Annotated in this window: 9 protein-coding genes and 2 pseudogenes; 6 read left to right on the forward strand and 5 right to left on the reverse strand. The window is 71.5% G+C overall.

The genetic code is table 11. The annotated features are described in order from the left end of the window. The first annotated feature begins 140 nt into the window (after positions 1–140). Complete coding sequence (locus tag NQU54_RS13610) at positions 141–1556, forward strand: amidase (protein WP_257631298.1); 1416 nt, start codon at positions 141–143, stop codon at positions 1554–1556. A gap of 137 nt (positions 1557–1693) precedes the next feature. Here NQU54_RS13610 and NQU54_RS13615 read toward each other — a convergent pair. Together NQU54_RS13615 and NQU54_RS13620 are read right to left on the reverse strand one after the other, a co-directional pair. Continuing rightward, a pseudogene (locus NQU54_RS13615) lies at positions 1694–2722 on the reverse strand (alanine racemase); the annotation flags it as partial. 291 nt (positions 2723–3013) lie between these two features. Further along, positions 3014–4012, reverse strand: a complete 999-nt coding sequence (locus tag NQU54_RS13620) for a LysR family transcriptional regulator (RefSeq protein ID WP_257631299.1) — start codon at positions 4010–4012, stop codon at positions 3014–3016. A gap of 173 nt (positions 4013–4185) precedes the next feature. Here NQU54_RS13620 and NQU54_RS13625 point away from each other — a divergent pair, with 173 nt between their 5' ends. Genes NQU54_RS13625 through amaB form a run of 3 tightly spaced genes read left to right on the forward strand, consistent with a single transcriptional unit; the run spans position 4186 to position 8345 of the window. Then, positions 4186–5358, forward strand: coding sequence for an NAD(P)/FAD-dependent oxidoreductase (locus tag NQU54_RS13625; protein ID WP_257631300.1), 1173 nt, complete (start codon positions 4186–4188; stop codon positions 5356–5358). A gap of 29 nt (positions 5359–5387) precedes the next feature. Further along, the gene (gene hglS, locus NQU54_RS13630; RefSeq protein ID WP_257631301.1) at positions 5388–6785 is read left to right on the forward strand and encodes a 2-oxoadipate dioxygenase/decarboxylase; all 1398 of its coding nucleotides are present in this window, start codon (positions 5388–5390) and stop codon (positions 6783–6785) included. 30 nt (positions 6786–6815) lie between these two features. Beyond that, positions 6816–8345 (forward strand): L-piperidine-6-carboxylate dehydrogenase, encoded by a 1530-nt coding sequence (amaB, locus tag NQU54_RS13635; protein WP_257631302.1) that lies wholly within the window; start codon positions 6816–6818, stop codon positions 8343–8345. Between the two features lie 138 nt (positions 8346–8483). Here amaB and NQU54_RS13640 read toward each other — a convergent pair whose 3' ends face one another. Further along, positions 8484–8921, reverse strand: coding sequence for a hypothetical protein (locus NQU54_RS13640; RefSeq protein WP_257631303.1), 438 nt, complete (start codon positions 8919–8921; stop codon positions 8484–8486). Positions 8922–9251: 330 nt separating this feature from the next. Between NQU54_RS13640 and NQU54_RS13645 the strand changes: the two genes are divergently transcribed. Both NQU54_RS13645 and NQU54_RS13650 read left to right on the forward strand, forming a co-directional pair. Continuing rightward, positions 9252–10061: a peptidoglycan-binding protein gene (locus NQU54_RS13645; RefSeq protein ID WP_306278689.1), complete on the forward strand. Its 810-nt coding sequence runs from the start codon at positions 9252–9254 to the stop codon at positions 10059–10061. Continuing rightward, positions 10058–10969 (forward strand): helix-turn-helix domain-containing protein, encoded by a 912-nt coding sequence (locus tag NQU54_RS13650; RefSeq protein WP_257631305.1) that lies wholly within the window; start codon positions 10058–10060, stop codon positions 10967–10969. The genes NQU54_RS13645 and NQU54_RS13650 overlap by 4 nt, the downstream gene beginning before the upstream one ends. 100 nt (positions 10970–11069) lie before the next feature. On the opposite strand, the pseudogene NQU54_RS13655 reads toward NQU54_RS13650, so the two are convergent. Next, positions 11070–11494: pseudogene (locus NQU54_RS13655) on the reverse strand (MFS transporter); the annotation flags it as partial. 60 nt (positions 11495–11554) lie between these two features. Beyond that, positions 11555–12169: a TetR/AcrR family transcriptional regulator gene (locus tag NQU54_RS13660; protein ID WP_257631306.1), complete on the reverse strand. Its 615-nt coding sequence runs from the start codon at positions 12167–12169 to the stop codon at positions 11555–11557. Positions 12170–12234: the final 65 nt, after the last annotated feature.

Below are 12234 nucleotides of genomic sequence, written 5' to 3' on the forward strand. Positions count from 1 at the left end.
GGGCCCGACACGGGCTGGCCTCGGGGGGTGCCACCGTGCCCCCCCCCGGGGCCGACTCGCCATCTCTCGGCGTCCGCCGCCTGAGTGGCACCGCGGCCCCTCGCCACTAAGGTCATCTTCAAGCGGCATACGGAGGGCGGATGAAGGTGGACAGGTCCTTCTACCGGGACGCGACCGAGCTGGCCGAGCTGATCCGGACACGGCAGATGTCGTCGGTCGAGGTGGTGCGGGCGCATCTGGACCGGATCGACGAGGTCGACCCACGGCTCAACGCGATGGTGACGGTGCTCGCCGAGCAGGCGCTCGCCGCGGCACGCGCCGCTGATGAGTCGGTCGCGGCCGGTGCCCCGCTCGGGCCTCTGCACGGTGTGCCCTTCACAGTCAAGGACGCGCTGGATGTCGCGGGCGTCGTGACCACACGTGGCTCCACACTGTTCCGCGATCATGTCGCGACGGCGGACGCGACCGCGGTGGCGCGGCTTCGGGCGGCCGGTGCCATTCCGCTGGCCAAGACGAACCTGCCCGAGTTCTCCTACTGGACCGAAACCGACAACCTGCTCGTCGGCCGGTGCGACAACCCCTGGGATGACGAGCGAACACCCGGCGGTTCCAGCGGCGGTGAGTCGGCCGCGATCGCCGCCGGGATGTCACCGCTGGGGCTGGGCAGCGATGTCGCCATCTCGGTGCGGGGCCCGGCGCATGACACGGGGATCGTCGCCCTGAAGGCGACCCGGGGCAGAATCCCGATTACCGGACACTGGCCCGAAGTTCCCCGTCGTTACTGGCATGTCGGTCCGATGGCGCGCAGTGTGCGGGACATCGCGACCACGTTGCGCGTTCTTTCCGGACCCGATGGCGCGGATGGTGAGGTGCGGCACGCACCACCCCACACCGACCCCCCGAAGGAGATGGCCGGGCTGCGTGTCGGCCGGCTGATCGAGCCCGGATTCGGTCCGGTGGACGCTGAAGTGGCGGCCACGGTCTCGGCCGCGGCCGACGCACTGCGCGACATCGGCTGCACCGTCGAACCGGCTCCCCTGGAAACGCTGGAGACGATCGACGGGACCGAGCTGAGCGCCACCCTGTTCACCGCGGAGACGGTGCCGTACTTCCGGCATGCGGCCGCCGGCCGCGAGTCCGAGTTGCACACCGTCATCCAGCGCACGCTCACCGCTCCGGAAGTGGCGCTGGACGACTACATCGCCGCGCAACAACGGGTCGAGGAGCTCAGTTCGCTGTTCGCCGAGTACTTCGAGCGCTATGACGCGCTGCTGTGCCCGGTATGCCCCGTACCGGCCCAGCCCCATGCGCGGCCGACGTTCCCTGTCGGGGACAAGACGGTACCGGCGCGCGGCATCATGCGCGCCACCGTGCCGTTCAACCTCACCGGTCTGCCCGCGCTGTCGCTGCCGTTCGGGGCGAGCAGCGACAACCTGCCGATCGGCGTCCAGCTCATCTCCCGCTGGTTCGACGAGACGACCGTCCTGCGTCTGGGCGCGGCACTGGAGTCGGTCAGCCCCGTCCGCCACCGCTCCCCCGACCTCGCCGGCCGCTGACCCGTCACACGACGTCCGGGCCGCGACCTTACGCCACGACCGCCGGTATCGGGGGCGGCGGCTCGTGGGTACCGCCGACGCGATGAGTACGTCCAGGCGCTGATCCGGCGGGTATGGCGGAGCCCTGTCCCGGCCGGTCACCAGCCGCTGACGCGGTTCCAGACGGCGTGGACGGCGGGTGCGTCCGTCGCCGTCCGGCTGCTGTCGATGACGTGGTAGCCGCGGTGCTGTGCGGCGGTGGCGCAGGCGTGGTTGGGCAGGACGCGCAGACGGGTGCCGACGGGCAGGTCGGGCAGGACGGCGCCGTCGCGGGCGGTGAGGGTACCGTGCTCCTGGCTCGCGGCGCTCATGACCAGGCCGGGGATCAGATCTCCCGCCAGGTCGGTGACCAGGCCGTATCCCTGGTCCTGGGGCTGGGCCGCCGTACCGCGGTCGCGGGACATCGCCATCCAGCCGCCGTCGGTGACGATCCAGCCGTACTCGGGGCGATGTCCGATGACGGTGACGACGACCGACAGCGCGAGGTCGTCGACCCGGCACACCCCGAGACCGGCCATGACCAGGTCGAAGAAGACGTAGTTGCCGGCGCGCAGTTCGGTGACACCGGTGAGGTCCTCGGCGGCGTGCGCGGTGGGCGTCGAACCGACGCTGACGGTCGCCACGGGCAGACCCGCGGCACGCAGCTTCTCGGCGGCGGCGACGGCGGTGTCGCGTTCGTTCTCCGCCGCCAGCCGCCGCTCCTCCACGGAGTGGGCGAAATAGGACTCGCCCGCGTGCGTCAGCACACCGTCCAGGCATCCGGCCTCGTGGAGGGTGCGACCGATGTCGACGAGTGCGGGGGCGTCGGTCTTGAGACCGCCGCGGTGGCCGTCGCAGTCGATCTCGATCTGGGCGGGAACGCTGACACCGGCCCGGTGGGAGGCTTCCGCCACGAAAGCCGCCTGCTCGGCGCTGTCCAGCAGGACGCGGAGGGTGACACCTCGGCCCAACAGGGCGATCACACGCGGGAGTTTATGCGGGGCGATGCCGACGGCGTAGGTGATGTCGGTGTAGCCGCCGTCGGCGAACGCCTCGGCCTCGGCGAGCGTGGAGACGGTGACGGGGTTGGGGGCGCCGCCGTGCATAAGGGCGGCGACATCGAGGCTCTTGGCCGTCGGGTGCGCCGGTAGCCGTAGGCGAGAGATGCCATTCCTCCCCGGCGTGAACGCCCGGAGTTCCTCGCAAGAATCAGGCTGAAGATCCTCGGGGTCCTCTTCCCAGAAGGTCGGGAAGCCCGGGTTGGGGGGTCTGATGTGGGGACATCGCTGGCTCCCTGGGGCAGGCGAGCGGCGGCACAACGGGCCGCCGGCGTGGTGTCGGTCACCGCTGGCCTGAAACCATCACCCAGGGCGTACCGCGCCCGAAAGCCTCAGCAGCGCGACAACTTGCGCTCCTGAGACCGAAGAAATCTGGCCCTCTCAACGGGTGGCGAGCTTGTCCGTACCGTGGTGTTCGCGCCTGGGCGGTCGCCTGCCCGTGGAGGTTCGCAGGACGTCGACCAGGGCGGCCACGGTCGGCCGGTGTTCGGCGAAGGAGCGGAACACCACCACGATGTGGCGCTCCATCGTCTCGCGCAGTTCCAGGACATCGAGGCGGGAGGGGCGCAGCCGGAGCATCAGATCCGTCACCACGCTGACCCCGACGCCTGCCTCGACCAGGGCCAGGGTGGCTGCCGTGTCCGTCACTTCATGCGCGACCTGCGGTTCGAAACCGGCCCGACGGCAGGCGGTGAGGACGGCGCGGCCGTAGTAGCTGCGGACCGACGGCAGGATCCAGCCCAGTTCCCTGGTGTCGGCGAGCGAGACCTTCCGCGGGCCGGCCCGGCCGGACGTATCAGACGTGCCGGATGTGCGGGATGTATCGGCCCGACCGGGCATCGCTCCGGTGGGGACCGCGAGCGAGAAGCGTTCCCTGGACAGCTCCATCACCCGCAGGGACGGATCCCTCGGGATGGGCACGTCCGGGTAGTCCAGGCCCAGTGCCAGGTCCACCGTGCCACCGGCGACCGCGTCGTACACCTCGTCCACGTCCATGTCCCGGCTGCGCACGGTCACGCCCGGATGCCTCTCGCGCACCTGGCGCAGGGCCGGGGGCAGGATCTCGGCGGCGGCCGTGGCGAAGAGCCCGACCCGCAGCGTGCCGGAGATCTCGTTCCGGGTGCGCTCCAGCGCTTCCACGGCCTCGGCCTCCGTGGTGAGGATGCGCTCGGCGTGCAGGGCCAGTGTCGCCCCGGCGTCGGTGAGTTCCACGCGGCGTCCCACCCGCCTCAGCAGTCGCATGCCGGTGGCCTTCTCCAGCGCGGTGATCTGCTGTGAGACCCCACCGGGGGTGTATCCCAGGGCGTCCGCGACCGCGGTGATGGTGCCGCGTCTGGTCAGTTCCACCAGTGAGCGCAGCTGTGCACTCGTCCAGTCCATATAGGAATCCTAAAAGATCAGGAGCATGAAGCCTTGATGGACGTCAACGGTCGGTTTGCTGCACGATGACGCGGAGATAGCTGATCGGCATCGCTCTGTCCTGACAGCCCCGCCGCCCCCGGAAACGGACCCGTCTTCGTCCGGTGGGGCGACCCCTGGAAGGGAGTGGTCTGTTGTCCTCCTCCGCCTTCCCCACCGTTCCGGCCTCGGCCGATGTCGTGATCATCGGCGGCGGTGTGATGGGTGCGAGCATCGCCTTCCACCTCGCCGAGGCCGGGGTGACGAACATCGTCGTCGTCGAGCGCGGCGACCTCGGCCGCGGCAGTTCGGGCAAGCCGATCGGCGGCGTACGCGCCCAGTTCTCCGATCCGCTCAACATCGAGCTGGGCAGCCGCAGTCTGCGTGCCTTCGAGGAGTTCCCGCACCGGCCCGGCGCCGACATCCGGCTCGACACCGTCGGCTATCTCTTCCTGCTCGACAGCGAACGGCAGGCGAGCGACTTCGCGGCCGGTGTCGGGCTCCAGAACAGCCTGGACGTGCCGAGCCGCATGATCGGCCCCGAACACGCGCAGCGGCTGTGCCCCTATCTCAGCACCGACGGTCTCGTGGCCGCCGCGTACTCCCCGGCCGACGGGCACGCCCGCCCCGGGCTGGTGGTCCAGGGGTACGCGGCGGCCGCGGCCCGGGCGGGGGTCACCATCGCCACCCGTACCGCGGTCCGCGGCATGGACACGGCCGGGGACCGTGTCGTCGGTGTGCACACCAGCCACGGGCGCATCGCGTGCTCCGCCGTGATCTGCGCGGCGGGGGCCTGGTCGGCGCGGATCGGCGACATGGCCGGCGTCCACCTCCCGGTCCGGCCGGTGAAGCGGCAATTGGCGTTCACCGCGCCGCTCGCGCCGCCCGCCCCGCGCATCCCGTTCACCATCGACTTCTCCTCGACCGCCTACTTCCACAACAGCGACGACGGGCTGCTGCTCGGGCTGGCCGACCCCGGCCAGGCGGAGGGCTTCGACACCACCTGGACCCCGGAGTGGCTGGAGCTGTTCCGCACCGTCGCCCGCCACCGCGCCCCGGCCCTGGCCGATATGGAGACCGCCGGTGGCTGGGCGGGCCTGTACGAGGTCACACCGGACCACAACGCGCTGATCGGCCGCTCCGGTGAGCTGCCCAACTTCCTGTACGCCGCCGGGTTCTCCGGTCATGGCTTCCTCCAGGCGCCCGCGGTCGGGGAGGTCGTACGCGATCTGTACCTGGAGCGCGAGCCGTTCACCGATGTCTCCCCGCTCAGCGCCGACCGGTTCCACCGGGGCGCCGAGATCCGCCCCGAAGCCCATGTGGTGTGAACCGTGGATCCCGATCGAAAGGCCCAACCATGTCAAGGATCAGTCAGTGGGAGCTGAGGGCCGCCTTCGCGGCGCGGCTGTCGGAGATGTACGGACGGGAGGTGCCCGCCTACACCACGCTCGTGGACGTCTCACGCGAGGTCAACGAGGACGTCCTGCGCGCACGGGGAGCCTCCGCCGAACGCCTCGGGTCCATCAGCCGAGTGACCGCCGAGCGCCACGGGGCCATCCGCGTCGGCACCCCGCGCGAACTGCGCCACGTCGCCCGCGTCTTCGCCGCCCTCGGTATGCACCCGGTCGGCTTCTACGATCTGCGGGAGGCCGCGGCCAGCGCTGTCCCCGTGATCTCCACCGCCTTCCGCCCGGTCGACCGCGAGGAGCTGGCGCGCAACCCCTTCCGGGTGTTCACCTCCCTCCTCACCCCGGCAGACCCCCGCTTCTTCGACGCCGACCTGCGCTCGCGCCTGGAAGCCTTCCTCGCGGACCGCGAGCTCTTTCCGCCCGAGCTGCTCACGCTGGCCGACCGTGCCACCGCCGAGCGGGAGCTGCCCCAGCAGGAGGCCGAGCGGTTCCTGCACCTCGCCGTGCGGGCGTTCGAACTGTCCGCGGAGCCGGTCGACAAGGCGTGGTACGAAACGCTGGAGCGGATCTCCGCCGTCGCCGCGGACATCGGCGGGGTGCGCAGCACCCATATCAACCACCTCACCCCGCGCGTCCTCGACATCGACGAGCTGTACCGGCGCATGACCGACCGCGGTATAGAGATGATCGACACCATCCAGGGCCCACCGGCCTGGCAGGGCCCCGACGTCCTGCTGCGCCAGACCTCCTTCCGGGCCCTGGCCGAATCCCGTGCGATGCGCACCCCGGACGGCAGCGTCATCAGCGGCGCCCTGAGGGTCCGGTTCGGTGAGGTCGAAGCGCGTGGCATCGCCCTCACCCGCGAGGGCCGCGCCCTCTACGACGAACTCCTCGGCCACATCGACGAGCGGACGGCCGAGAACCCCTCGCAACCCCGCGGTGAGATCGCGCGCGCGGTGTGGGAGCGCCACATGCCCGGCAGCGAACACGCACTCGCCGCCAAGGGCCTGGCCCACTTCACCTACCACCTCCGCCCGGACCGGCCCCGCGACGGCAGCCGGCCTCCCGCCGGGGTGGGCGAACTGCTGCGGCAGGGCTGGGTGCGCGCCGAGCCCATCGTCTACGAGGACTTCCTGCCCCGTTCCGCCGCCGGCATCTTCCAGTCCAACCTCAGCGGCCAGGGCACCCGCCACCACGACCAGCAGGGCACCGCCTACGACGCCGACTGGCTCTCCGGCGCCATCGGCCGCGACGTCCTGGACCCCTTCGCCCTCTACGAACGGCAGCAGAACGAGTCCCTCGCACCTGTCGCCCGGGAGCTGGGCCTCACCGGCGCCCTCAGCTGACCCATCGCCCCCTCACTCCGGAGGACCGCCATGACCAGCACCGCACTGCCCACGACGGACGACCTGCGCGCCCGCGCCCGCGCCGCCCTCGGGAACATCGGCGTCGACGTGGCCGAGGGCGGCGGCTTCCCCGCCCGTACGCCCCTCACCGGCGAGCACCTCTTCGGGCTGACGGCCGCCACCGAAGCCGACACCGAAGACGCCGTCGCGGCCTCATGTGCGGCCTTCGTCATCTGGCGCACCACGCCCGCGCCGCGCCGCGGTGAACTCGTGCGCCGCCTCGGTGAGCTGCTGCGCGAGCACAAGGGCGATCTGGCCGACCTCGTCACCATCGAAGCGGGCAAGATCCGCTCCGAGGCGCTCGGCGAGATCCAGGAGATGATCGACATCTGCCACTTCGCGGTGGGCCTGTCCCGGCAGCTGTACGGCCGCACGATCGCCTCCGAACGCCCCGGCCACCGGCTGGCCGAGACCTGGCACCCCCTCGGCGTGGTCGCGGTGATCTCCGCCTTCAACTTCCCCGCCGCCGTGTGGTCGTGGAACACCGCCGTCGCCCTCGTCTGCGGCGACACCGTGATCTGGAAGCCGTCCGAACTCACCCCACTGATCTCCCTGGCCTGCGACCATCTGCTCGCCCGGGCCGCCGAGGAGGTCGGCGCGCCCCGCGATGTGCACCGTCTCCTGCTCGGCGACCGCGCGGTCGGTGAGCGGCTCGTCGACGACCGGCGTATCGCCCTCGTCAGCGCGACCGGCTCCACCCGCATGGGCCGCGAGGTCGGCCCCCGCGTCGCGGCCCGCTTCGGCCGCAGCCTGCTGGAACTCGGCGGGAACAACGCGGCGATCGTCACCCCGTCCGCCGATCTGGACCTCGCCGTTCAGGGCATCGTCTTCGCCGCTGCCGGCACCGCGGGCCAGCGCTGTACGACGCTGCGCCGCCTGATCGTCCACCGCGATATCGCCGACACCCTCATCGAGCGGCTCACCGCCGCCTACGAGAGGCTCCCCATCGGCAATCCGTTCGACGACACCACACTGGTCGGCCCGCTCATCTCCACCACGGCCCTCGACACCATGCACGGCGCGCTCGCCCGCGTACGGGCGCAGGGCGGCAAGATCCTGGCCGGTGGAAACCGGCGTCTTGCCGAGGCCGCGCCCGCGGCGGCCTACACCGAACCGGTCCTCGTCCACGTCGGCGAACAGACCGACGTCGTACGGGAGGAGACCTTCGCGCCGATCCTGTACGTCCTCGCCTACGACACCCTCGACGAGGCGATCGCGCTGCACAACGACGTGCCCCAGGGCCTGTCGTCCAGCATCTTCACCCGCGACCAGCGGGAAGCCGAGGTCTTCCTGTCCGCCGCGGGCTCCGACTGCGGTATCGCCAACGTCAACATCGGCACCTCGGGAGCCGAAATCGGCGGTGCCTTCGGCGGCGAGAAGGACACCGGCGGCGGCCGGGAGTCGGGCTCCGACGCCTGGAAGTCGTATATGCGCTCGGCCACCAACACCATCAACTACTCCACCGGACTCCCCCTCGCCCAGGGCGTCAGCTTCCTCTGATCGCGCCCTTCGCACGGGAGCGCGGGGCATTCGCATGGGAACGCGGGGCAGCGGCCCGTCCTCTCCCCCTCGGAGGACGGGCCGCTGCCCGTGGTGTCGCGTCCCGCTCAGCCCCGGCTCAGCGGACTCGGGCCCGGTTCACCAGATCTCGTGCCAGCCGGAGCCGCACTTGTCGAGGTACCAGTGGCCCGAGCCCCCCGAGTGGCCGATGCACTCCTGAACCTTGATGCTGCGGACGGACGAGGCGAAGTTGTATCCGCCCGCCGAGCCGATCGACTTGGAGCTCCCGGTCACGTCGTACTCGTACCGGCTGCCGCCGTCGGCGTACTTCGCGGAGATCTGGAGGATCGCGTACTTGCCGTCCGTCTTGGTGTCCTTCAGGGTGCCGGTGAGCTGCACCCGGCCATCTCCCCGCGTGTAGACCTTCCCCGAGGCGTGGGCGCCGGCGACGTCGGAGGCGTAGCCCTTGGCCGTCCAGCCGCTCTGCACGGAGGCGGAGGCAGGGGCGGCGGCAGCGACGCCGCCGCCCAGAACGGCGGCCGCGGCCACCAGGGCCATGCGCTGACGAGCGTTCATGGTTGGTTCCTTCCCCGTTGTGGTGAGGGCGGCGCGGGGTGGACCGCGCCGCCCGACTTGCGATACCGAGACTGCGGGCCCGCCCCGGTCAGCCGCCAGAACCCGCGGCACATTGAGGAGTTCGCGGGACGTCCCACGCGCTGAGCTGCGCGGACGTCACCCCCGGGGACGCCCTACCGGGACGCGGCGGGCCGGACCGGCGGCGGTCGGCTGAGCGAGAGGGTGCCGCGAGGCCGGTCACGGAGAGCCAAGGGGCCGTAAAGCGGCGTACCAGAACGCGCGGGAGGCGGATAATTCGGGCCTCGGGACTCAATGCGTATGGGGTGGAACATGTCGCGTTGGAGGCCATTACCGGATTCGCTCGATGATCGGGTTCGGCAGCTGGTCGTGCAGTTACGCCGGTTGAAGGACCGCAGCGGGCTCGGTCTGTCGTCGCTGGAGTCCAAGACCGGCTACAGCCGCTCCTCCTGGGAGCGCTATCTCAACGGGAAGGCGCTGCCGCCCCGGCAGGCGGTGGAGGAGCTGGCGCGGGTGGGCGGCGTCGAGCCGACACGCCTCCTGGTGCTCCACGAGGTGGCCGAGGCCGCGTGGCGGGAGAGAGACGCGGCGGCGGACGTGCCCGCGCTGAGCGAGTCCGCGCCGGGCGGATCCACGCCGGGCGAGTCCGCGCCGGGCGGCGAGCCCTCGACAGCGAGCGCGCCGAGGTCGAGGAGCGTGCTGATCGGCATCTGCGCGGCCGTGGCCCTCGGCGCGCTGCTCGTCGGACTGCTGATCGCGGCGCCCTGGAAGGACGGAGGGGGTGGTGGGAAGGGCGCGGCCGAGACGCGGCACGGCGCGGCCGGGTCCTCCCATGGCACCTTCGCCTACCGGCCGGGGAAGACCTACCCCTGCCCCGTCAAGCGGGAGAACGGACGGGCGTACGCGGGCTACAGCACCACCCGCACCGCCATCCTCTCCCAGCCGGGATGGGAGGTCGTGGAGGCCCAGTGCCTCCTGCGGCACCTGGGGTTCGACCCGGGTGGCGCCGACGGCGTCTACGGGGAGAACACCACGCGGGCCGTCAAGCGGCTACAGAAGAAGGCGGGGCTGCCTACCGATGGCATCGTCGGCCCGCATACCTGGCAGGTGCTGCGCGGATGAAGGACGCCGCACCACCAACCGCCGCCGCTCCGTCCTGCAACCGGCTGGCCGCGGGGCTGCGCGAGCTCAGGGCGCGTACGGGGCTGAGCATGGCGGCACTGGCCGAGCGCACCGCGTACAGCAAGTCCTCCTGGGAGCGCTATCTCAACGGCAAGCAACTGGCCCCGCGCCAAGCCGTCGAAGTGCTGTGCGCGATGGCCGGTGAGCCGCCCGGACGTCTGATGGCGCTGTGGGAGCTGGCCGACGGGGAGTGGAGCGGCCGAGCGGGCAGCGCGCCGGACCCCGTGGCCGCACCAGCGGTGGCGCGACCGGACGACGGCGGACTGGGCGACGACGGACCGGGCGACGGCCGGTCGGTGCGTTCGGCCGAGCCGGGTCAAGCGCGGCGCGGGCACTCCCGCTTGCGCGGATGGGCCGGGCCGCGCGGATGGGCCGTCGTCGCCGCGGCCGTCTGTGTGGTCGCGGTCGCGGCAGCGGTGTGGGTGGCAGTCCTGCCGAACACGGGTTCCAACGGCTCCACGGCGCGCGTCCCGTCCACCGCGCCACCACCCCCCGGCTGCCGTGGGCAGGGCTGTGTCGGCAAGGATCCGGGGCTGATGGGCTGCGGCATGCCCTCCCGGGTCCGAGCGCTCGGTCCGCCGCTGCGCACCTCGACGGGCGCACGGCTGGAGTTCAGGTACAGCGCGGCATGCGCCGCCGCATGGGCGCGGATGTGGCATTCGCACATCGGAGACGTCATCGAGGTGTCGTCCGGCGGCGAGTGGCGACGGGCCGAGGTCACCGACACCTACGACACACAGGAGTACGTCTTCACACCCATGGTCGACGGCACGGACCGCACAAAGCTACGGGTGTGCTTCGAACCGGGAGGTGGCGGAACCCGGGAGTGCTTCACCCCGGGAGGGTGAGGCCCAGCGGGTGGTTCATGAGGCTCATCGGCGGTAGGCGGTCGCGACGACGGCGGGCAGGAGCGCGAGGGAGAGAATGCCGCCGGTGAGGGCGAGGGCGTGCCAGTCCATAGGCGAGACCGGAGAGGATGAACGGTCCGGCCAGGTGAGGGATGCCGAGCCGCTCGGCGAAACCGCGGGTGGGGGCGGCGAGGTTGGGACCCGCGACGCCACCGAGGGTGGTGGCCACCAGGACGGTGGAGACGGCTCGGGCCGGTGGTTGGGACGCGCGAGATCGGCACCGGCGTAGCGGGCCTGAAGGTTGGTGGCGCTGCCCGCGCCGTACACGAACAGGGCGCTGGGCAGCCCGGCGAGGCCGGTGGAGCCGAGCATCTCCTGCGCGAGGAGCGCACCGACGGTGACACCGGCGGCGAGCCCCGCGCCGCTGAGGACCTGGGAGGCGACCAGCACCCGCAGAACGCGGCGCCGCGCCTGGTCGGGGTCGGGTATGGCGGCCGTCGGGGTGGCGGGCGCGGTGCTGGTCATATCTCTCCCGGAACGGCGGTGAACGGCACGGGCGGGCGTGGGTGTACGTGGACCGGACCGTCACCCACCGTTGGGCAGACCGGTGGCCAGCACCTCGAACGCGCGCTCCAAGCGGGCCTGATGCGCCGCGGCGATCTCGGCGAGATCGTCTCCGGCGAGTCGCCGTCGCACCATTTCGACGGCGACCGTACGGTACGCGGCGACGAGCAGCGCCGCGGTCAACGCGCTGTCGCCACGGAACCGGGAGTCGGCGTCGAGGTCCGCGGCCAGCTCCTTTTCGATCTCGTACTCGAAACCGCGGAGCCGTGAGGTCAGCGCGGGAGACGCGATCAGAGTGCGCAGGAACGGCTCGGCTCCCTCGCTCAGCCCGGACAGCGGATGCCGCTGCGCGGCGAGTGCGAGCACCGCCCGGCGGATGGCCTCGACGGCGCCGACGTCATCCGCGCGCTCGTGGATCGCGGTGCGCACAACGTCGCGGACGTCGGGAAGGCGATCGAGCAGCAGGTCCTCCTTGCGGTCGAAGTGCGCGAAGACCGTCACCTTGGACACACCGGCGGCCGCGGCGACCTCGGCGATGGTCACGTCCTCGAACCCGCGCTCCAGGAACAACTCGGTTGCGATCGCGGCGATGCGCGCCCGGGTCTGCGCTCCGCCACGGTCCCCTCGATTCGGCATGTGACAAGGCTATCTTTGCTGAGTTAGCTTACTCGGTAAGTTTACCGAGTAAAGGTTGGGTGCTT

This window comes from Streptomyces malaysiensis subsp. samsunensis, assembly GCF_024519315.1.
GTDB lineage: Bacteria > Actinomycetota > Actinomycetes > Streptomycetales > Streptomycetaceae > Streptomyces > Streptomyces malaysiensis.

What these genes read in the sequence shown, in the direction of transcription:
- NQU54_RS13610 (WP_257631298.1), top strand. Translation starts at nt 141, where the DNA reads ATGAAGGTGGACAGGTCCTTCTACCGGGACGCGACCGAGCTGGCCGAG.
- NQU54_RS13620 (WP_257631299.1), bottom strand. Translation starts at nt 4,012, where the DNA reads ATGGACTGGACGAGTGCACAGCTGCGCTCACTGGTGGAACTGACCAGA.
- hglS (WP_257631301.1), top strand. Translation starts at nt 5,388, where the DNA reads ATGTCAAGGATCAGTCAGTGGGAGCTGAGGGCCGCCTTCGCGGCGCGG.
- amaB (WP_257631302.1), top strand. Translation starts at nt 6,816, where the DNA reads ATGACCAGCACCGCACTGCCCACGACGGACGACCTGCGCGCCCGCGCC.
- NQU54_RS13640 (WP_257631303.1), bottom strand. Translation starts at nt 8,921, where the DNA reads ATGAACGCTCGTCAGCGCATGGCCCTGGTGGCCGCGGCCGCCGTTCTG.
- NQU54_RS13645 (WP_306278689.1), top strand. Translation starts at nt 9,252, where the DNA reads ATGTCGCGTTGGAGGCCATTACCGGATTCGCTCGATGATCGGGTTCGG.
- NQU54_RS13650 (WP_257631305.1), top strand. Translation starts at nt 10,058, where the DNA reads ATGAAGGACGCCGCACCACCAACCGCCGCCGCTCCGTCCTGCAACCGG.
- NQU54_RS13660 (WP_257631306.1), bottom strand. Translation starts at nt 12,169, where the DNA reads ATGCCGAATCGAGGGGACCGTGGCGGAGCGCAGACCCGGGCGCGCATC.